Raw genomic sequence first — 19,343 nt, forward strand, 5'->3', positions numbered from 1 at the left:
GAAAATGAAAACATTGCAACCTAGCTTAGGAAATATTGAGACAGTCAAACTTGATGAATTGTGTCCTAAGCATGAAATACCACTAACACAAATAAAAAAAGAAAGACATGTAGTAGTGGGGTGGAATGAGAATGGAGAGGCAATAAAAGAAGTTCGCCATATCCCTCCCTATTGTGAACAATGCCAAATAGAACAGAAAAAGCAGGATGAAGAAAATGCGATTACTGACAATTTGAATGCTAATCTATACTTGAAAACCTATAATGTATTGATGAGCAATAAAAGCTATGTTCCCAATGAGTTGAAAACTAAAACATTTGATGATTTTAATGCTATAACACCAGAAGAAAAGCGATTTTTAGAATTTGCAAAAGGTCAAGTGCAAAAATATCTTGACGGAATGAAAGGCAATACACTCATTACTGGAGGTACAGGGATTGGAAAAACACTTTTATCAGTCGCTATTGCTAAAGGTATCAATGAGGGTTATAAGATGAAAGGAGAACCCAAGAGTGTATTATTTGTTAGCTTGACCGAAATCATCAAACAAATAAAAGAGGGATGGAACTATGGAAAAGGCGCAACCCTTACAGAATTTGAAGCTATTGAGCTTATGAAATCCGCTGATTATCTAATTATTGATGATTTAGGAGCAAAAAATGCTGTTATTAAGCCTAAGAGTGACTGGGAGCAGGATTTACTTTTTGACGTACTTAACAATCGTGAAAATACCATTTTTAATACCAACCTAGATAGTGATGAACTCAAGACAGTGTATAATGAGCGGAATTATAGCCGTATCCTAAAAGGGCTTGAGGGTAACACTTTTAAGGCGTTTGGTATCAAAGATAAGCGTTACTCAATCAATCAGCTAAAAAACAAAATAATTTAGAACAGGAGAATTAAAATGACTTATGATGAATTTAAAAAATGGCTTGATGAACAAGAAAAACTAGCACTTGATGCAATGCTTGAGGGAACTAGTTATTCCAAGGAGCAGATAGAGGGTGTATTTTCTAGTTTGTATAATACTATCAGTTGCATCAATATGATGTTACGTGATAATGAACTAACTTACAAACCTAAACAAAAATAGACACTTTTCATGGGGTGAGAAATCGCCCTTTGAGAAGTAATTGCCATGCTTTCCACGACCAAATAAATCAAGCGTGGCAATCTAACCAATTTGAAAAATCAGCCATAGGGTACACAAAAAGGGTAGTATTTTAGCATACGAACCCTAAAAACCTAGTGAAATCAATAGGCTAGGGGTATTCAGATTATAATAAAATGAAATAAAGGAGCGAAAACATGGATTTTAAAGATATTCAACCAATGGAATCAGTAGCTGAATTATTAAGCCAAGGCTGGATAATTTTAGAAAAAGATGGTATACTTAAGAAAGTCAATAATGTAAGTCATGGTAGCGTAGAAATCCATTTTAGGGCTGGTGTGCCATACAAAAAGACTGAACACGTTGACAGTTTAATTTAATAAATAATGCTAGAGGAAGAACCCAATGCAAATTTCAAGGCTTATGGCTTTGTTATTGTGTTGGGTTCTTTTATTTGTCATAAGGAGGGTTTTAAAATGACAACATCAAATGTATTGCCTAACATTCAATCTGTCGTATCTCAAGTAAATACTAAACGTGATGTGGTGGATGAGTACAAACAAAAACTAGATGCAGCTAAGTCAGAATTAGAGCAAGCAAAAACTGACAGAGAAAAGGATTTCTCATTTGAAACTGATAATAAGGTATCAGAGTTAGAAAATTATATAATGCGTGTTGAGAGCCGCTATAATGCCTTGAAACGTGAACTTGATGCAGAGTTACCTAATAAGTTACGTGAAGTTGAAGAGTTATACCATGCGTATTTGATTGAGCAATGGGGGCAAAATGAAGAAGTTAGAGAGCTGACAGAGCAGACATTGAACAGTTTTAAAGAAACAGTATCCTTGCTAAGTCGTTATACTAAAAAGCCGTCAGAACTTAACAAAGAAGTGTTATCACAGGTTGTCAATGGAGATTTTAGAAAGGCATTCAGTGGGCAAACAACTTTTATTGGTGCTGATAATCATTCACTAGCAAATGCAATCCCATTAGGTTATGAGACTTATCAGAAGTTATATGATGCTGGGCGTATCCTAGGAGTTAATCTTGGATGATTTATAAGAAGTATCATACAGCATTGGTATTTACGCTTGTTTTGCAACATCTGCTAAAAGACACCGAGTTAGAGAAAAAAGCATTTAATTTGTATGCTGAAATTGTAGAACAAGAGAGAGTACCAATGCATCAAATCAAATCAGCCAATCTATACTCAAAAAGAATTATCAGAGCCTTTGAAAAGGGGCAAATTTCACAGCCATCACCCTTTACGAGGTGGCAGGAAGTTAGGCAAGCCATCAAAAAGGGTATAGCTAAAATGGTTGGTTATTTTAGTCCGTAGGGGGTATTATCCCCCTTTACATGTTAGGAGGTAGTAAGTGGCAGGAAATGAAAATGATAGCCTTACAACTAAACAAGTTAAGTTTATAGATGCCATGCTTACTGAACCAACGATAGAAAAAGCATGCGAAAAAGCAGGGATAGCTAGGGCAACAGGGCATAAGTATCTGAATATTGCAGCTGTTAGAAAGACATTGAGGATAAAGCAAGATGAGATGATGGATAAAACAACTCAAATGCTTTATTTAGCATCATCTAACGCTGTTTCTGTACTCAATGATATTATGATGGATAGCAAAGTTAACCCATTCATAAGAACTCAAGCAGCAAAGGCTATACTTGAACAATCTTATAAGACCCATGAAATTTTTGGAGTAGTAAGGCAGATTGAAGAATTGAGGTTGGAAATTGAGGAAGTATCTAAAGGAAATCAAAGAGTTACAAGAACTCAAGGAGTTATTATGTAATAGAAATATGCCAGAGTTTATTATCGTTGAGGGAAACAATGACCTAGGGGAATTTTTCCAAATAGATGGCGAGCTATTTAGTGATAATGAACTTTTAGAAAACCTTAAAAAATGGCATGAGTGGGAAGTGGCGGTTATTATTGATGATGATGCTAACCGTATGTTAAGTGAGGATGAAACAGAAATACTATACTTTCCAACTCATGAGGATAAGATGGACTATATTAGGGTGGAAAAAGGTTTAGAACCTTTGTATCATAAACCGAACAAGCCCTATGCAACTATTTCTAAAATTGAATGGTTAGAATTGTTAGATTGATGATTTAGGAGGTAGTAATGACAAAGAAGAAAATCGATCGTATTTCTGTAATACATCGAGAGAAGATTTTATGGCTTAAGTGGTATTTCATGCGAGATAAAGAACAACCTAAGTATAGTGTCCTTGAGCGTAAAATGTTTGACGCTGCTAAAAATCAAGACATGCTAGCTTATCAAAAATACGCTACCATCAAGCAGATAACAGACATTAGGGTACAGACAAGCCAAGAGGATGTGCTAGAGACTGTAAAAGAGGTTTATGTATATAATCGTATGAATGTTATTGGAGCTTGTCAGAGGATACTATTTCTTACTCAATCATCAGCATATACTAAGCTGAATAAGTGGTTTGATACCTATTCAGATTTGTATTTTAGTATTGTTCCTTTGCCTAATATGGGGGTATATCATGAAATGGTGAGCATCTAATTTTTATAAAGGAGTAAAGCAATATGGAAGAAAAAATACGAGGAACAACATTAGATGTTGTTATAGATGGTAGGGAATTCAGTTTAGATTATTCTTTTGATAATGTTTCAAAAATATGGGAGATGATGGCTGATAAAAGCGTGTCACCGTTTATATTGCCTCATCTTGCTATGTGTATGTTAGCTCATACTGATTATTTCAAAGACTACCCACTAGATGATGTTATAGATTTACTATATAAATATTGGGTTGATGATGAAAAAGGGATGATTTTAAAAGGTTTTAATACTGTATCTGGTTTTACTATGTATCAGTTTGAACACAAAATAAAGAGAGGAGGTGAGTAGCTATGGCTGATGGTAAAGTTACCATTACAGTTGATTTAGATGGTAAATCAGCACAAAATGACGTAAATTCTTTAAAAAGTGCTTTTCATAGTTTGGGTAGTACAGGCTCAAAAGTAGGCTCTATTTTTAAATCTGTATTTAGTGCCAATCTATTGAGTGGTGCTTTTATGAGTGTATTTGGTGCCGCTAAAGCAGGTATGCAGGGGCTGATGGGTGAAGCTATCTCTGCTAGTGATAGCTTGCAGAAATTTGAGCAAACGATGAGTTTTGGCGGTTATGATAATTCCACGATTAAACAGGCTAGAGCTGATGTTAAAAGCTATGCTGATGATACTGTATATAGCATTGAAGATATTGCAAATACGACAGCTCAATTAGCAGCAAATGGAATTACCAACTATAAGCAACTTACAGAAAGTGCAGGTAATTTAAATGCTGTTGCTGGTGGTAATGCTGATACTTTTAAAACTGTTGGTATGGTTATGACCCAGACAGCAGGAGCTGGAAAGCTTACAACTGAGAACTGGAATCAGCTAGCCGATGCGATACCAGGAGCGAGTGGGAAATTGCAAAAAGCAATGTTAGATGCAGGGGCTTATACTGGGAACTTCCGTGAGGCTATGGAAAAAGGAGAGATTACAGCAGATGAATTTAATGCAGCTATTATCTCACTTGGTGAAGGTCAACGTGAAGCAGCTACTAATACCTCAACATTCGAGGGTGCTATTGGTGATTTACAAGCAACAATAGGTACTGGACTACTCACAGTTATTGATAAAGTAAAGCCTAAAATTACTGAAATGATAAATGCCCTTAGTGGTCTAGCAGGTAAAGTGAACTTTGATGAAGTTGCTAATAAAATCAATACAGCTATTACAAAAGTTGGAGAATTTTTTAATAAGTTCAAAGATACTGGCGCATTGACTGCATTAGGGGGTGCTTTTAAGAATGTTGGTGCTGCAATAGGTAATTTCTTTGCTGCTTTAGGTGGAGGTAAAGGAGACTGGACGAACTTTGGAACGACATTAGGTAATATTGTAAAATGGCTTTCTAAGGCAGCTAGTGGTATTTCTGGATTTATTGCTACAATGGAGCCATCAAGGTTGCAATCATGGATAGCAACCTTTGCATCTGTTATAGGTGGTTTTAAGCTCTTTTCAGCAATTACAGGTAAAAGCCCTATCGGTGCAATCCTTGGTAAGTTAGGTGAAAAATTCTCTATTTTTGGTCAAAAAGGAGAAGAAGGTAGCAACCGAGCAAGTCGAGGTGGTGGCTTAGTAGCTAAGATTTTCAATGGTTTAGGTACTATCTTAACCAAACTAGGAACAAGTATAGCAACGGTACTAAAAGGCTTGGGTACTGGTCTATCAACAGCCTTTCAAGGTCTAGGCAAGGGCATTTCAACCACGGCTCAAGGTATCGGTCAAGGGATTTCTATAATCGCTAATGGTTTTGCATCGGCAGCATCAAAAGCAAATCCGGCTCAGTGGTTATCAATGGGTGCTGCAATGCTCATGGTCGGTGCTGGTGTGGCTTTGGCTGCTGGTGGTATCTATATCTTGGTACAAGCAGCAATACAACTAGGCAACGCTGGTACAAGCGCACAAATTGCAATGGTGGCACTTGGTGTTGGTATCGCAGCTTTAGCTGGTATCTTTGCTTTGCTAGGACCGGCATTGACCGCAAATGCTGTCGGTATCTTAGCGTTTGGCGCATCTGTTGCTTTGATTGGCGCTGGTGTAGCAGTTGCAGCAGCTGGGTTGTCAATGTTGGTAAATGCCTTTGCTAATGCAGAGGGGGCGATTGCCGCCACAGGTCAAGCGATTAGCACTGCTGCACAAGGTATCGGTCAAGGGTTGCAATCTGCTTTAGATGGAGCTGCTAATGTTGTCAAGAGTTTTGGTACTGCCGTTAAAACGGCACTTGATGGAGTAGCTAACGTATTCAAGAGCGTTGGAGAGGCTATCAGAACAGTTCTAGATGGCATTAAAGGTGTCATTGAGTCAGTTGGTAACTCATTTACCAAGATAGGCGACTCACTAGCTAAGATTTCCAAAAGTGCTGGAGGAATTGCAGCCGCAGCCGCAGGAACTGCTGCATTAGCTACCGCTGTTACAGGTTTAGGTGCCGCATCTTATGCTGGTAATCTAGTTGGATTTACAGCAGATATTAAAAAACTTAGTGGAGCAGTTAAGGAGCTAGGCTCTGGATTTGGAAAAATATCAAGTTCTTTCCAAACAATAGGGTCATCAATGGTTCTAGTTTCCACATCTTCTTTAATGGCAGTTGCAGGGCTTACAGCTTTTTCAACAAAAATAACCTCATTATCAACTACTTTAGGTAAATTACCAACCATAATGACAACAGCGGCATCTGGATTTGCGAGCTTTACAGAACAAGCTGTAAAGGGGGTATCTGGTTTATCTGCTATCAATACACCTATTGCAACATTCAAGAGCCAAATTATGACGATTACCCCGGCATTGATGATGGCTGGTGCTAGCTTTTCCTCATTTGGCTCAAAAGCAATGGTTATTAGTACAGCGTTTGCTACTGTTGGTGGTCTTATTACAGCGTTTAATGTGCGTGTGATGACAATTTCAACCACAATGACAATGGCAAGCACCTCATTTACTATGTTGAGTTCAAGGGTTGCAGTTGTTGGTACATCTCTTGTAGCTGTATCATCCGGATTTACAAAAGTATCATCTAGTGCTAATAATGCCTCATCTCAAGTAAGAAACATGGCAACCAGCACACAATCCGTCATTTCAGCCTTTAATGCGATGCGTGGACAAGTGCAATCATCTATGCAAGCCATTCTGTCTGTTATTCGGTCAGTTGGCAATCAGATGAAGTCACAAGGTCGCCAAATTGGACAGCAGACAGCCCAAAATATCGCTCAAGGTATTAGGGGAGGTATTGGACAATCTCAAGGAGCTATGCAAGCTCTAATGAGTGCTGTAAGGTCTGCTGGTATGTCTGGTGTAGGCTCTATGCGTAGTATTGGTGCAATGATTGGGCAAGGATTGGCTCAAGGTATGTACTCATCTTTAGGGGCTGTTACAGCAGCAGCTAATGCCTTGGTAGCTCAAGCAGAAAGAGCGGCACGAGCTAAAGCACAAATTCACTCACCATCAAGACTGTTTAGAGACAGCGTAGGGCGTTTCTTACCAATGGGGGTTGCTGTTGGTATCGAGAAAAACACCAAGTATGTTGATAAGGCTATGGGTGGCATGTATGACAATATACAGGCATTTAGCTACAAAGCCGAGGATATTATTGGTGTTGGTAAAACCAAGTTATCTAAGGTGGTACAGGTTAAATCTGACTTTGAGAAAGCCGTTAAAGCAACTGTAAATGTTAAGGATAGTGGGCAAAAATCAGCACTTGATGAATTGTTTAAAATTGGTGATAAATTAGATAGACTAGTTGATAAATCAACTGATATTGTACTTGAAACCGGAGCATTAGTTGGAGGTACGGTTGATGCTTATACTAAAGCACAGACCCATAATGCTAAGGTTTATAATAGGATGCGTGGAATACTGTAAAAACTAGCCTATATATGGTATAATTTAATTACCGTCTGCTATGTAAGGAAATAGAGTTGCTTATAATTTTCTATTTCCTTTTTTATTTTGCGGTGATATAATAAACTTAAGCACAAGGAGTAGTATATAGGGATTACGCCTTGATGGAGGAAATTCCGGTTCGAATCCGGGCTATTGTGCTAGCATCTAGGAAACTAGGTGCTTTTTTTGTTTTAATAACTTAAAAGTATTTACAAATAATAACTTTTAGGTTATAATAACTCTTAGAAAGAGGTGCTAATAGTGCATAATATCTATTTTTATAAGGATAAGAATGGGAATGAGCCTGTTTTAGATTATATGCGAGAGCTTGCTAGTAAAAAAGGGAAAGATAGTAGAATTAAACTCAATAAAATCAATGATTATATTGAGTTACTAAGCCAGCATGGAACACGCGCAGGAGAACCCTATATTAAGCATTTAGATGCTGAAATTTGGGAACTAAGACCACTTAGAGATAGAATTTTATTTGTGGCTTGGGTTGATGGTAGTTTTGTTTTACTACATCACTTTATGAAAAAGACACAGAAAACACCTAAAAGAGAAATTGAGCAAGCTAAACGTGAGCTAGCAGATTTAAAAGAAAGAGGTTTAGACAATGAAAAATAATGCTATTGGTAGTAACTGGAAAGATGTAAGAGCTGAATTATTCACCAAAGAAGAAATTTTAGAAAGTGATATGCGCGTGGCTATCATGAGCGAGCTTATTGAGGCTAGAAATGAAAAGGGAATTAGCCAGAAGAAACTAGAGGAGATGAGTGGTGTTAGTCAACCTGTTATCGCTAGGATGGAAACAGGAAAGACAAGCCCACAGCTTGATACAGTGCTAAAAGTATTGGCTAGCTTGGGTAAGACTTTAGCTGTTGTACCATTGGAGCATGAACAAGCATAGAAAAGATGAGGTAATATTTTGACAGCAGAAATTGGAATACTAAATAAAAATGGTGTAGTATTAGCTTCTGATAGTGCTGTAACTTTATCGGATGGAAAAAATTCAAAAGTTTTTAATAGTGCTCGAAAATTATTTACTCTATCAAAAGAACATTCTGTTGGGATTATGATATATGGTAATGCTTCATTTATGGAGGTTCCATGGGAGGTAATTCTAAATGAGTTTAAACAGACTATTGGTAAAGGGGTATTAGATAATACTGCTCAATATGTTGATGAGTTAATAAGGTTTTTAATTAATTTTAAACATACTCAAGTTGAGGATTTATTGATAAATTATATTGTTAGAAGTGCAAGAAGTATTTTGGATAACATTGCATATGAATCTCAAGAAACGGCAGATTTAAGAGCTTCTAACGGTGAAACTATAACTCTAGATAGTTTTAATAAAATATTATTAGATAATATAAATAATTTTAGTTTAGAAATTTCAAAAATAGAAATAGAACATCATTTTGAGTTTTTTGAAGCTGAGTTAAATTTAATAAAAAGTATTGTAGAAGATTTTTTTAAAACCTTTCCTCATACTGATGGTGAAGTTGATGTGATTGCTAAATCTTTATATAAGGCAATATTTACTGGATATGATTCTTCAAATGTAACTGGCTTGGTTATTGCAGGTTATGGAAAAGAAGAGATATTTCCATCTATTAGACAGGTTGAGCTATACGGTATTTTTTCTCAGCGATTAATTTGGAAAGTTATTAATGAGAGTGAAATTAATCATAATAAAACTTGTCATATAATTCCTTTTGCACAATCAGAGATGGTTGAAACGATTATGAATGGTATTGACCCTAACCTAAATATATTTATCGCAGAGCAATTATCATCTGTTATGGATAAAAATGGATTAGGTGAAGAAACTGAGAAAATATTTGAAAATATATCATCTATACAGCAAAAATATTATATAAATCCTATAATAGATCTTATTGGAATGCAGCCACTTAATGAAATGGCGAGTACAGCTAAAACGTTTATTGAATTAACTTCATTTAAGAGAAAAATTGTCAATACTCTTGAAACAGTAGGAGGTCCGGTAGATGTACTTGCTATTTCTAAAGGAGAGGGACCGATTTGGATTGATAGAAAATACTATTTTGATATTGATAAGAATCTTGATTATAGGATGAGAGAGGAGAGTTAGTTATGGATTTCTTAAACCATTCTTTCGATACTAAAAAAAGGATTAATACAAAGATAAATACTGTAAGTTCTAAAAATAATGTGGGAAAGAGTTTCATCGATATTTACCGTGAAGTGAAAGAAGTGCCAATTGGTAGTAAAACTCATCAATCGAAAGTTAGCATGGCTTTAATAAAAAAATAGCACCTCATAGGGTGCTATTTTCTTGCCTGCTGAACTCATAATTTAATACCTTTTTTACTACCCCTTTAGTATATTGTACTTGTTTGTACTTTACATTTTAGAGTTAAACGGGTAAAAAGTAGGTTAGTAATTTAGCGTATTTTATTGAACTGTTTGATATTGGGATAACTTAAAAAAATAAATTAGGCGGTAAGACAGAAATCGGTCATTCGTAGAATGCGATTTCGTTGTCGCACCCCCGTCAGGCTGACTAGGTTGGCTACGACAAAAAGGAGTGAGCGTTCAGACAGCTACGACGCAAAAGTGATAGAATAGAAAGCTTGGGAAATCCCAAGCTTTTTTCTTTCTAAAGAGTGAAAACTAATTGTGGACTAATTTATCCTGAGCTAATGTATTAGCGAGGTAAAGTTATTGAGGAAGGCTTGGATATGTTATCCAAGTCTTTTCTTTTGCGGTAAAACAGAGATTGGTCATTCGTAGAATACGATTTTGTCGTCGCACCCCAGTTAGGCTGACTAGAATGGCCACGATAAAAAGGAGTTAGTAGAGGAGTACAAAGATGAAAGAAGTAATTTTGAGAGTTAGGTTCTCGTTGTCTCGCGATTTCCTCCATTAGAGTTTTTTGAGTCTTTCTGAATTATCATTTTTGTATTAATTAATTGTTATTTTTAGCCCAAAAATTTCCCAAAATGAGAAAGAAAGGGTTTACATTTAAATCATTTTTTACTATAATATAGGTGATAAGAATTGAATAGTTGTTTGGTGACAATCATACAAAAGCTAGCCTTGTCATGAGGTCACATTTAGGGCTATCTAAAAAACAATTATACGAACTCTTATCAGTTGTTTATTTGTTGGATAAGGAGGTAATCGTTATGTTACAATTTACTTCAAATATTTTAGCTACTAGTGTAGCTGAAACAACTCAAGTTGCTCCTGGAGGCTGCTGCTGCTGCTGTACTACATGTTGCTTCTCAATTAACGTTGGGGGCGGTAGTGCTCAAGGTGGTAGCGGAAGCTATACACCAGGTAAATAATCTACTTAATACCTCAATTTAATGGCATATCAACGTGATTAGTTTGCTAGCGACTAGGTTACCTATCGTAACAGTTGGTGAGACTAGTATTAAATGGAGGTGTTAGGACATGAGGCAGTGGTAATCGTCTTGGTTCTAGTGTCTCGAGGTAATTAGCAGGTACTAAGTGGTACCTGCTAATTACTATATGTTTGCTAGAATAAGATAGGAAGATCACTATGCCATTTTTTACGAAAGATAAACACGTTTTAGACAATCGTCCTCCCCTAACGTCGGAAAAGGCAAGACAATTATTTGAATTTAATACCAATCACTTATCCTTATCGGGGTATCATCATCAGACGGTTCTAAAGACATCAAAACAGCTGGTTGCTCAACATTTAATGCCTAATGAGACCGATAATCTTAGTCAGCGATTTTTAATGAATTACAAGTCTAATAATAATTATCTAGGCTTCCAAGCAAGTGTCGTCGACTTCTTCACCGATTCTGCTGTGGCAACTTTTTCAAGTAGCGCTTATTTTGAAAGTAGAGAAGGCATTATTCCTCTACCTAAACCGTCGAAGATAACAACAGCACTGTCTACCTGTATTACACAGAGAAGGAGTCACCGACAATTTGTAGAGAGGGAAATGCCTCTCCAAGATTTAGCTAATCTCCTGTATTACGCTTGTGGAGTAAGTGCGGAAGCACCTATCAAAGATGGTCGGCCGGATAAAGTAACGTTAAGGAATTGTGCTTCTGGGGGCGGTTTATACCCGATTACTCTCCTCTTTTATGCCAGAAATATTAATAAACTGCAAAATGGCTTTTATGAGTACTTGCCTTACCAGCATGCCCTAAGGTGTCATCAGCTTAGCCCGGAGGAAAATGTCAGGGCTTTCGCAGAATATGGTGCCATTAATGCTGAAAATTGCAATCTTGTTTTCATTTATGTGTACCACTACCTTAAAAATACACGTAAATATGGCAATCAGGCGACTGCTTATGCCTTTATTGAATCAGGTGAGATAGCTCAGAATATTCAATTAACAGCGACAGCTCTTGTCTACGGTAGCATTGATATTGGCGGGTATAATAAAGAATACCTTCAAGAAAAGTTAAATTTAGATGGAATCAGTCAACATGTGATTCACATGACGCTTGTAGGAAATAAGGAGTCTCAATGAAATACCAATTAAATAGTAATGTTCGTATTGTTCAATTTCAAGATACTTTTTGTTTTAGAAAAGGTATTTGGGATTTTAATGAAGCTGTTTTAGATGTTTCGCAAGAACCCCAGACTTTAAAAGAAGCTTATCGAGACGTTGTGACAACCTTGATTGCAGGTGAAGTTCTTGATACAGATAATTATGAGAATGATTTAGATACGGATCTATTTGCAACCTTTATGGAAGTTATAACAGCTTTGTATTATAATGATCTGTTAATGCTAGAAGACGATTATGCCCTTGAAGAGAATATCATGAAAGTCTTAATGGGGAATTTCCGTTTTATGGCAGAAGCTGGACATACTAAAAATACTGCTCCAGTTCTTTTTATCAGTGATTCAACTAACGTCAATGAGTCAGCAGAATTACTGGCTCACCAATTACACTTGCCTTTGGAAGTAGCCAGTGATGAGTTGAAACTACTGATTCAACAAACGGATGTGACCTCTCGCTTAGATGCATTGACGCATCATCGATATATGAAGAAGTTGACTGAAGCTTTAGAAAGCTACCAAAGTATTGTCGTTTGTCAAGAACGCTTGAATATTATGATGTTGCGTCATTTGAACGAAGTAAGCGTCTCTCATCATAAACAATTGGTACTAGGCTTTGTTGATGGTCCATTCTTGCATGCTTGTACCTTAAATCCTCCTCACAGTGCTGATTTTGATAGTTTAGAAAGACGTGTCTTGGCCCGGTTGCAAGACCATACGCTATATCAACATTTTGCTAATCAAGCTTTACCACCAACTCAAATGGTCAGCAAAGCATATCTTCCTCTGCTTAACATTTTGATGAATTTAGTTATTAGCGAAGCCTTTATCATTGCTCAAACAGGAAGCTCAAAATTTGAAGGCCGTCTATTAAGTATTTATTTACCAACACTTGAAATTCAAGTGCAAGATATTCTAAAAATGTCAAATTCTCAGGCACAGGGGGCATTAGCAAGATTAAAATATGAGGATCAACAAATGTCAACACGTGAGATTGTTAGAAAACTCCTTAACGAAGAAGAATAAGGAGGTAGAAAGATGTTACAGTATTACCCTTCCTTTAATCATATTTTTGATGATCTCAAAGGCTTGAGTGGTAACCGGACGGGTATTTTAAATCAATCACAAGCTCCTGTCTGTAACCATCCCCATGATGTCTACTTAAAAAGCGTGACGGGGCAGATGCCTGATTACCATAAACAATTTATTGGTGAGTTGAGCCAGGTCAGTTATCATATTATTGGATATGGCAGCCACTATGAAGAGGCCCTGATTAGATACTTAGGAGAAAGCATTGAACGTTACGCGAGTATCATTTCTGGGGACTTGTTATCTGACCGAATTGTTTATGCTTCTTATAAGGAATTGAGCCAAACTGATCGCGTTATGCCTTTGGAATATTTACAAGTCTTCACACAGGACCAGATTGATCGTTGCCTAGATTTGCACATGGTGATGTGTGATAAAATGGTGACTGAAGAGGATGTTTTGGGCTGGGTGAAATGTCCGATGTTCTTTGAGGACCAAGACATGTATGTTCCGGCCCAAATGCTTTGTATTGGGTATAAAACTAATGAAGCAGCGGGAGAAAAACATATTATTCCAGGATTTTCAACAGGCACAGCATCTCATACTAGTTTAGAAGCAGCTATGTGCAACAGCCTGATTGAATATATTCAAATTGATTCGATGATGCTGAGCTGGCACACCAAAAAAGCTTGTCCTAGAATTATAATCGATGACCCTGATATTCAGGCAATTTTGGAAGAAGCTAGATTAGGGAAAGACAGTTTGTATGAGATTATTCCTATTGATATGACAGTGGGGGAAGATAATCCGCTATATACCTTTGGCATTATCCTTAAAAATAAATACAACGAAGGTCCTTATCTTCTCTTTGGTGTTCAGGCTGGTTTAGATCCTAAACATACCTTACTCAGAGGCATCATGGAAGCGGCAGCTATTAGTTATAGTTATTACTATAATCTTTTGTATAAAAAGGATGCTCTTGATAATATTGAGAGTAACCATCCGCTCTTCTTAGATTTGGATAGTAATGTGTTCTATTACGCTCATCCAAAAGACCAAGCTTATAAATGGGAGGCTTTTGAACCTTTGATTTCAGGTGAAATCTTGCTTAGTGAGTTGGAGGATCATTCTGGTAAAGACAAAAAAGAAGATTTAAAAATCTTATTAGCTTATACCAAACAGGTTAGTCCCAATGCTGTTTTTCTTGATATAACCCCTCCTGAAGCTGCAGAAAAAGGTTGGTATGTGACCCGTGTGTTAACCCCTGAACTTCTTGAAATGTGTATTCCGGCCTTTCCATTTGCTAATCATCCGCGAATGAGACAGTTTGGAGGTGTAACCAATGCCTTTGTTCACCCAATGCCTTAATTTTTGCTTACTGTCAGTGACCATTTGCCCATCAATTCCTATGCAAGCTATTTTTGGGAAAGGAAGTAGTGGCTACGGCTTTAATTTAGTTGCTTTTCTAAAAGCAGTTTTGGTTTATTATGTCATCGCATTAGCAGGCACCTATCTAATGACGCCTCAGTTGAACTTATCTTTTGGCCCCATTGGTTGGAAAGTGATTGTCATGGGATTAGGATTGAGTGTTTTGATTTTAGTGGTTGAAGTGCTTTTCCTTCACCTTATGCGTTGCTGGAAAAAGCGGCAATGGTTTAAGTTGACCATATCATTTGTTGGAACAACGGGGGAATGGAAGAATCTAATTTATCCTTTGCTCCTAGCTATCTGTGAAGAAGTCACATATCGGTTGTTGTGGTTTAACATTTTATTGGTTCAATGGCAACTTCCCCTAGCTGCTGTACTGGCCATCACAAGTTTTTGTTACGCGTTGAACCACGTATTGATGGGCAGATCTATTTTCTATGCCAAATTAGTGACAGGGGTCATTTATGGAAGTCTTTATTACGTGACCGGTAGTTTATGGTTGGTCATCATCGCTCACGTTGGAAGTAATCTATTAGTTGAGTGTCTTAGCCACCTTCAAACAAGACAGACAAAGGTGGTGGCTAAATGATAATAGGAATGTTACTAATCGTTTTATGCCTAATCACACTTTGGTTAACCAGTCCTCGTAGACGTCGATTAGTGAGATGGCATTTTCAACGGGTAAGTGTCTTATCTTATCAAGATTGGTTAGATGCGATGTTGAGTGTTATCCAAATGAGTATTGTTGTTCTGGTATTGTTTGGGTATTCGGCGAGACTTGATTTTGGAGACTTTTTGCCTTTTCTAGGACGGCTGACTTGGAGTTGGCAGTTCCTAGTCTATATGGTTTTGTACCTATTGGCATTAATCGAAATAACCCTTGTTGTTCTGGTTCTCCTTTTTGATCTCGTTCTCCAAAAAGATAGTCGTTTACTGTTTAAGAAACTCACCTGGTTAGCTTTTAAACCTGATAAACCAATCGCTAGTTTGTTCTTACTTGGCTTAGTTCTCGTTGCTGATAGTATTTTCTATTTAGGTCTATTGGTGGCTTTAGGAAAGCAGTCGCTAGTGAGTGTATTAGGAATCGTTTTAGGCTATGCATTGGCTAAGGCGTGTCGCTATTCAGGTGGTTTACATTGGGTGATGGCGTTTTGTCTCTTTGCTCTTATTGGAGTTTGGGCGGTAACAGCTACGCTCTTATATGGCTGGTTAGCCGGAGTGTTAGTATTAATGGTGACTTACACGATGATTAGTTTTAAAGAGCAACAGTAATGTTGGAAGAGGAGTAATATATGAGTTTTGTAGAATTAACAGATGTTGTCAAAGTCTATAAAGGTGGCAAAAGGGCGGTTGATAACGTGTCATTGACCATTGAAGAAGGTAGAATCTATGGCCTATTGGGACCAAATGGTGCAGGTAAATCCACTCTAATCAATCTGATTTTGGGCTTAATTCCTTTGAGTTCTGGTGATGTGACCGTTTTACAAGAATCTCAGAAATCGATTCGTAAAATTAGTTCTCAGATTGGCTATGTTCCTCAAGATATTGCTGTCTACCCTGACTTAACAGCTTATGAAAATGTGGAGTTGTTTGGTTCTTTGTATGGTCTAAAAGGTAATCAATTAAAGGAGAAGGTTTTGAAAAGCTTAGATTTTGTTGGTTTGCGTGAGCAGGCTAAACAATTTCCTAGTCAATTCTCTGGAGGAATGAAGAGACGCTTAAACATTGCCTGTGCTTTGGTGCATTCTCCTAAGTTAATTATCTTTGATGAACCTACTGTTGGGATTGACCCACAGTCTCGAAATCATATTCTAGAGTCTATTCGTCTTTTAAATGCAGAAGGGGCCACAGTCATTTATACGACCCACTATATGGAAGAAGTTGAAGCCCTTTGTGATTATATCTTCATTATGGACCACGGTCAGGTTATTGAACAAGGCGATAAACATGATCTTGAAAAACGTTATGCTGCTGATGTGACCAATCAAATCATAGTAACTTTGACTAATCCGCAAGGTTTAGAAGTATCTGACAAACCTGGTTGGAGCTTGAAAAATGATGGTGATGAATCTATTTTAATCATTGAGAACGAAGACATTGCTAGCGTGGTCCGTCAATTGACTGAGGCAAATGTTGGATTCAGTGAGATTAAGCATAACCACTTGAATTTAGAAGAAATCTTCTTGCACTTAACGGGTAAGAAGTTAAGAGATTAGAGGTTATTATGGTTTTATTACATTTAATCAAAAAAGAAAGTTTGCAGATTTTTCGAAATCGAACAGCTTTATTAATGATGGTTATTTTTCCCATTGTAATGATTGTGATTTTAAGTTTTGCCTTTAAATCAAGCTTCAATGCAGCCACAACAGTCCCTAAGTTAACAGTCCGTTACCAGCTGGAAGGGAAAAAAACAGACTATCAAAAGAATTTTCTAGATTTTTTGAAGGTATTAAACAAAGAACTAAAGCTAGAAGCTGAACCCAGCAAGTCTCTTGAAGCGGATAAGAAGAAGGTTAGCGAAGGTGCTTTGACGGCTACTCTAGAAGTCAAAAGTAACCAAACCATTAAGGTGACGACTAATAAGATTAATCAACAGAATGCTGATTTGATCAATATGCTGGTGACAAACTATGTGGATAATGCTAAAACCTACGATTCCATCGCTGATTTGTACCCACAACGTTTAGGGGAAGTTAAGAAGCGCAAAGTAGACTTTGTTAAGGTTAGTTCTGTTCAAACAAGTAAGGGAATGACCTCGGCTGATTATTATGCCATTTCCATGTTCACTATGATTACGTTTTATAGCATTATGTCAGCAATGAACCTTGTCTTATCTGATCGGCAACAACACACAACGAATCGGATTCACCTGACTGGGGTTTCTCCTAGCTTGCTTGTGCTTGGTAAAGTGATTGGGGCTATGCTAGCAACGACCGTTCAATTGGGTATTCTTTATATCTTTACTAGGTTTGTCTTGCGAGTCAATTGGGGAACCAATGATTGGCAGATTATCGGAGTGACAGCTTCCTTGATTTATTTATCTGTGGCTATCGGTATCGGAATGGCAACTAGTATTAAAAATGAATCTTTCTTGACAGTGGCTTCAAATGCGGTTATTCCTATCTTTGCCTTTTTGGGAGGAAGCTATGTTCCGTTGTCTACTTTGAATAGTCCTTTACTCAATCAATTATCCAATATTTCTCCAATCAAGTGGGTTAATGATAGTTTGTTTTACCTTATTTTTGGTGGGCAAAACAATCCAATCCCAGTGACATTGATGGTTAATATTGGCCTTGGAACAGCCTTTATTCTACTCGCTTTAATAGGAATGAGAAAGCAGGTGAGCGTATGATTCGTTTTATCAAAACATTATTTGTTAAAATACGACGGAAAAAAACCAGTTACGTGACCTTTCTTTTGTTGCCTATTTTAACAACGCTGTTGGCTTTATCTTTGAGCTTTTCAGGAAATAATCAGGCTAAAATTGGAATTTTAGACAAAGATCACAGTCGAATTTCGAAACAATTTGTCGCTCAGCTAAAACAAACGAAAAAGTACGATGTGTTCACCAAAATAGAAGAAAAGCATATTGATAATTACCTTCAAAACAAATCTTTAGAAGCTGTTTTGACCATTGATAAAGGCTTTTCCGAAAAAGTGTTAACAGGTAAAGCACAGAAACTGAAGCTGCGCTCTATTGCTAATAGTGAAATTACAGAATGGGTCAAAGCACAAGCTAATTACCTTTTGGAGAATTATAATATCATGGGCGATGTGGCTGCTGGGGATCACAAACGATTTGACCAGTTGTTGCAGAAGAATAAGAGTTTGAATTACCACGTGCAACAAGAGACCTTAGCTGATCGTTCACGTAGCAAATCAGTGTCATCTACCACAACAGGTTTCTTATTAATCTTGATGCTAGGTAGCACGAGTGTGATTTATGGTGGGATTTTAACAGACAAGTCTAGTCAAATTTATAATCGTTTAGTACTATCTCGTTTGTCTCGTTTTCAATACATGCTCAGTTATGTCTGTGTTGGTCTTGTCGCTTTTACAATTCAAATTGCGATTATGTTTAGCCTGTTAAAGATTTTTAACGTTAGTTTTTACATTCCGACCCCAATGCTCTTACTGATTTTCTTCCTCTTTAGTTTGTTAGCGATAGGTTTTGGTTTGTTAATTGGTGCGGTGACTCAAAATACCCAACAAAGTAGTCAATTAGCCAACTTAATTATAATGCCAACGTCTATGCTGGCAGGGTGTTTATGGCCCTTGTCCATTACCCCTTCTTATATGCAAGCTATTGGGAAACTCTTACCTCAGAATTGGGTTCTTTCAGCCATCGCCGTTTTCCAAAGTGGAGGAAGCCTAGCACAGGCCTGGCCTTATCTTTTGGCAATGCTAGTGACAGCAGTGGCTTTCATAACTTTGTCAAGTGTCTTATTAAAACCTGCTCATTCATAAGATTCAGGTTTAGAAATAGTAGTGGAATGCTCTTTTGATGACCAATTGGCAAGATAAAAGCATCAATCTGGCTGATTAGTGGTAACTAATCTGGTTAGATTGGTGCTTTTTAGGTGAAAAACGATTAACTTTCTGAACAAATGAGAGAATGGTAAGAAGCTGTGTAACCGCCCAATAACAAGGTACCTATCCATCCCCTCCCTCCTCCAGTATACTGTTATAAAAAACATTACTGGAGGATTTATGATGTCACAACCTATCGTCCCATTGACTGTTCCCCAATCTCGCC

At 37.3% G+C, this 19,343-nt stretch carries 23 protein-coding genes; all 23 read left to right on the top strand.

Features of this window, described 5'->3' with window-relative positions; all coding sequences use genetic code 11:
• Window positions 1-4 precede the first annotated feature (4 nt).
• Window positions 5-892: an ATP-binding protein gene (locus ACYTR8_RS06445; RefSeq protein ID WP_479641885.1), complete on the top strand. Its 888-nt coding sequence runs from the start codon at window positions 5-7 to the stop codon at window positions 890-892.
• 15 nt (window positions 893-907) lie between these two features.
• Window positions 908-1,096: a hypothetical protein gene (locus tag ACYTR8_RS06450; RefSeq protein WP_479641886.1), complete on the top strand. Its 189-nt coding sequence runs from the start codon at window positions 908-910 to the stop codon at window positions 1,094-1,096.
• 215 nt (window positions 1,097-1,311) lie between these two features.
• On the top strand, window positions 1,312-1,494 hold the full coding sequence (locus ACYTR8_RS06455; RefSeq protein ID WP_479641887.1) for a hypothetical protein: 183 nt from the start codon (window positions 1,312-1,314) through the stop codon (window positions 1,492-1,494).
• A gap of 96 nt (window positions 1,495-1,590) precedes the next feature.
• A complete protein-coding gene (locus ACYTR8_RS06460; RefSeq protein ID WP_479641888.1) occupies window positions 1,591-2,169 on the top strand; it encodes a hypothetical protein in 579 nt (192 codons plus the stop codon).
• Window positions 2,166-2,453, top strand: a complete 288-nt coding sequence (locus ACYTR8_RS06465) for a hypothetical protein (RefSeq protein ID WP_479641889.1) — start codon at window positions 2,166-2,168, stop codon at window positions 2,451-2,453. The genes ACYTR8_RS06460 and ACYTR8_RS06465 overlap by 4 nt, the downstream gene beginning before the upstream one ends.
• Before the next feature lie 37 nt (window positions 2,454-2,490).
• Window positions 2,491-2,919, top strand: coding sequence for a replication protein (locus ACYTR8_RS06470; protein WP_430768658.1), 429 nt, complete (start codon window positions 2,491-2,493; stop codon window positions 2,917-2,919).
• A gap of 7 nt (window positions 2,920-2,926) precedes the next feature.
• Complete coding sequence (locus ACYTR8_RS06475; RefSeq protein WP_479641890.1) at window positions 2,927-3,238, top strand: hypothetical protein; 312 nt, start codon at window positions 2,927-2,929, stop codon at window positions 3,236-3,238.
• Window positions 3,239-3,255: 17 nt separating this feature from the next.
• Complete coding sequence (locus tag ACYTR8_RS06480; protein ID WP_479641891.1) at window positions 3,256-3,666, top strand: hypothetical protein; 411 nt, start codon at window positions 3,256-3,258, stop codon at window positions 3,664-3,666.
• Window positions 3,667-3,689: 23 nt separating this feature from the next.
• On the top strand, window positions 3,690-4,013 hold the full coding sequence (locus ACYTR8_RS06485; RefSeq protein WP_155778765.1) for a hypothetical protein: 324 nt from the start codon (window positions 3,690-3,692) through the stop codon (window positions 4,011-4,013).
• 2 nt (window positions 4,014-4,015) lie between these two features.
• Window positions 4,016-7,567, top strand: a complete 3,552-nt coding sequence (locus ACYTR8_RS06490) for a tape measure protein (RefSeq protein ID WP_479641892.1) — start codon at window positions 4,016-4,018, stop codon at window positions 7,565-7,567.
• 282 nt (window positions 7,568-7,849) lie between these two features.
• A complete protein-coding gene (locus tag ACYTR8_RS06495) occupies window positions 7,850-8,215 on the top strand; it encodes a type II toxin-antitoxin system RelE/ParE family toxin (RefSeq protein ID WP_226315632.1) in 366 nt (121 codons plus the stop codon).
• A complete protein-coding gene (locus ACYTR8_RS06500) occupies window positions 8,205-8,498 on the top strand; it encodes a helix-turn-helix domain-containing protein (protein WP_226315631.1) in 294 nt (97 codons plus the stop codon). Before ACYTR8_RS06495 ends, ACYTR8_RS06500 begins: the two co-directional genes overlap by 11 nt.
• Window positions 8,499-8,516: 18 nt before the next feature.
• Window positions 8,517-9,707: a hypothetical protein gene (locus ACYTR8_RS06505; RefSeq protein ID WP_479641893.1), complete on the top strand. Its 1,191-nt coding sequence runs from the start codon at window positions 8,517-8,519 to the stop codon at window positions 9,705-9,707.
• 2 nt (window positions 9,708-9,709) lie between these two features.
• Window positions 9,710-9,889: a hypothetical protein gene (locus tag ACYTR8_RS06510; RefSeq protein ID WP_226315629.1), complete on the top strand. Its 180-nt coding sequence runs from the start codon at window positions 9,710-9,712 to the stop codon at window positions 9,887-9,889.
• Between the two features lie 875 nt (window positions 9,890-10,764).
• The gene (gene sagA / locus ACYTR8_RS06515) at window positions 10,765-10,926 is read left to right on the top strand and encodes a TOMM family cytolysin streptolysin S (protein WP_012766767.1); all 162 of its coding nucleotides are present in this window, start codon (window positions 10,765-10,767) and stop codon (window positions 10,924-10,926) included.
• A 218-nt stretch (window positions 10,927-11,144) separates the two neighbouring features.
• The gene (locus ACYTR8_RS06520; RefSeq protein ID WP_111715972.1) at window positions 11,145-12,095 is read left to right on the top strand and encodes a SagB/ThcOx family dehydrogenase; all 951 of its coding nucleotides are present in this window, start codon (window positions 11,145-11,147) and stop codon (window positions 12,093-12,095) included.
• Complete coding sequence (locus ACYTR8_RS06525) at window positions 12,092-13,156, top strand: streptolysin associated protein SagC (RefSeq protein ID WP_111715974.1); 1,065 nt, start codon at window positions 12,092-12,094, stop codon at window positions 13,154-13,156. The genes ACYTR8_RS06520 and ACYTR8_RS06525 overlap by 4 nt, the downstream gene beginning before the upstream one ends.
• A gap of 12 nt (window positions 13,157-13,168) precedes the next feature.
• Entirely contained in the window at window positions 13,169-14,527 is a 1,359-nt protein-coding gene (locus ACYTR8_RS06530; protein WP_111715977.1) for a YcaO-like family protein, read from the top strand.
• Complete coding sequence (locus ACYTR8_RS06535; RefSeq protein WP_269760811.1) at window positions 14,502-15,176, top strand: CPBP family intramembrane glutamic endopeptidase; 675 nt, start codon at window positions 14,502-14,504, stop codon at window positions 15,174-15,176. The genes ACYTR8_RS06530 and ACYTR8_RS06535 overlap by 26 nt, the downstream gene beginning before the upstream one ends.
• Complete coding sequence (locus ACYTR8_RS06540; RefSeq protein WP_443596973.1) at window positions 15,173-15,859, top strand: SagF family protein; 687 nt, start codon at window positions 15,173-15,175, stop codon at window positions 15,857-15,859. The genes ACYTR8_RS06535 and ACYTR8_RS06540 overlap by 4 nt, the downstream gene beginning before the upstream one ends.
• Before the next feature lie 20 nt (window positions 15,860-15,879).
• On the top strand, window positions 15,880-16,803 hold the full coding sequence (locus tag ACYTR8_RS06545) for an ABC transporter ATP-binding protein (protein ID WP_443596972.1): 924 nt from the start codon (window positions 15,880-15,882) through the stop codon (window positions 16,801-16,803).
• Between the two features lie 8 nt (window positions 16,804-16,811).
• Window positions 16,812-17,939 carry a SagG family ABC transporter permease subunit gene (locus tag ACYTR8_RS06550; protein ID WP_003057432.1) on the top strand — a complete coding sequence of 376 codons (1,128 nt, stop codon included), beginning with the start codon at window positions 16,812-16,814 and terminating at the stop codon, window positions 17,937-17,939.
• Entirely contained in the window at window positions 17,936-19,054 is a 1,119-nt protein-coding gene (locus ACYTR8_RS06555) for an ABC transporter permease (protein ID WP_479641894.1), read from the top strand. Before ACYTR8_RS06550 ends, ACYTR8_RS06555 begins: the two co-directional genes overlap by 4 nt.
• The last annotated feature ends 289 nt before the right edge of the window (window positions 19,055-19,343 follow it).

Source organism: Streptococcus sp. F2 (genome assembly GCF_056500955.1).

Coding starts and splice junctions, on each gene's coding strand:
- ACYTR8_RS06445 (WP_479641885.1), top strand. CDS start 5: ATGAAAACATTGCAACCTAGCTTAGGAAATATTGAGACAGTCAAACTT.
- ACYTR8_RS06450 (WP_479641886.1), top strand. CDS start 908: ATGACTTATGATGAATTTAAAAAATGGCTTGATGAACAAGAAAAACTA.
- ACYTR8_RS06455 (WP_479641887.1), top strand. CDS start 1,312: ATGGATTTTAAAGATATTCAACCAATGGAATCAGTAGCTGAATTATTA.
- ACYTR8_RS06460 (WP_479641888.1), top strand. CDS start 1,591: ATGACAACATCAAATGTATTGCCTAACATTCAATCTGTCGTATCTCAA.
- ACYTR8_RS06465 (WP_479641889.1), top strand. CDS start 2,166: ATGATTTATAAGAAGTATCATACAGCATTGGTATTTACGCTTGTTTTG.
- ACYTR8_RS06475 (WP_479641890.1), top strand. CDS start 2,927: ATGCCAGAGTTTATTATCGTTGAGGGAAACAATGACCTAGGGGAATTT.
- ACYTR8_RS06480 (WP_479641891.1), top strand. CDS start 3,256: ATGACAAAGAAGAAAATCGATCGTATTTCTGTAATACATCGAGAGAAG.
- ACYTR8_RS06485 (WP_155778765.1), top strand. CDS start 3,690: ATGGAAGAAAAAATACGAGGAACAACATTAGATGTTGTTATAGATGGT.
- ACYTR8_RS06490 (WP_479641892.1), top strand. CDS start 4,016: ATGGCTGATGGTAAAGTTACCATTACAGTTGATTTAGATGGTAAATCA.
- ACYTR8_RS06500 (WP_226315631.1), top strand. CDS start 8,205: ATGAAAAATAATGCTATTGGTAGTAACTGGAAAGATGTAAGAGCTGAA.
- ACYTR8_RS06510 (WP_226315629.1), top strand. CDS start 9,710: ATGGATTTCTTAAACCATTCTTTCGATACTAAAAAAAGGATTAATACA.
- sagA (WP_012766767.1), top strand. CDS start 10,765: ATGTTACAATTTACTTCAAATATTTTAGCTACTAGTGTAGCTGAAACA.
- ACYTR8_RS06520 (WP_111715972.1), top strand. CDS start 11,145: ATGCCATTTTTTACGAAAGATAAACACGTTTTAGACAATCGTCCTCCC.
- ACYTR8_RS06525 (WP_111715974.1), top strand. CDS start 12,092: ATGAAATACCAATTAAATAGTAATGTTCGTATTGTTCAATTTCAAGAT.
- ACYTR8_RS06530 (WP_111715977.1), top strand. CDS start 13,169: ATGTTACAGTATTACCCTTCCTTTAATCATATTTTTGATGATCTCAAA.
- ACYTR8_RS06535 (WP_269760811.1), top strand. CDS start 14,502: ATGCCTTTGTTCACCCAATGCCTTAATTTTTGCTTACTGTCAGTGACC.
- ACYTR8_RS06540 (WP_443596973.1), top strand. CDS start 15,173: ATGATAATAGGAATGTTACTAATCGTTTTATGCCTAATCACACTTTGG.
- ACYTR8_RS06545 (WP_443596972.1), top strand. CDS start 15,880: ATGAGTTTTGTAGAATTAACAGATGTTGTCAAAGTCTATAAAGGTGGC.
- ACYTR8_RS06550 (WP_003057432.1), top strand. CDS start 16,812: ATGGTTTTATTACATTTAATCAAAAAAGAAAGTTTGCAGATTTTTCGA.
- ACYTR8_RS06555 (WP_479641894.1), top strand. CDS start 17,936: ATGATTCGTTTTATCAAAACATTATTTGTTAAAATACGACGGAAAAAA.